The organism is Vibrio marinisediminis (assembly GCF_014050145.1).
GTDB classification, from domain to species: domain Bacteria; phylum Pseudomonadota; class Gammaproteobacteria; order Enterobacterales; family Vibrionaceae; genus Vibrio; species Vibrio marinisediminis.
This window is the reverse complement of the sequence record NZ_JACFYF010000240.1, coordinates 1-274: the sequence shown is the minus strand read 5'-3', so window position 1 is coordinate 274 and position 274 is coordinate 1. Positions and strand designations below refer to the sequence as shown.

1 protein-coding gene is annotated in these 274 nt (G+C 70.4%); it reads right to left on the bottom strand.

Features of this window, described 5'->3' with window-relative positions:
- On the bottom strand, positions 1 to 274 hold a 274-nt coding region (locus H2O73_RS21045; protein ID WP_281364276.1), incomplete at both ends, for a glycine betaine ABC transporter substrate-binding protein.

The window sequence follows — 274 nt, the reverse complement described above, 5'->3', positions numbered from 1 at the left end:
GCTCCAGGCGAAGCGGTCCAGGATGGCGGCGGCCTCAGGCATCTCCTCGGCGAGGCCCAGGCGCGTGATGGTGTGGATGCTCTCCTCCTGGGAGTAGAGGCCCTGGGGGTCCTCGAGATAGCGCAGCGACTGTCCCGAGAAGACCGGATGCGGGGCCCAGGCGGTGACGACGATGGGGTCCTGGCGCTCCGTCGCCGCTTCCAGGGTCTTGCTCATGGCCGCATCGCTGCCGGCGACCAGCCGCCAGTCGTCGAGGCCGTAGGCCGCCATGGCT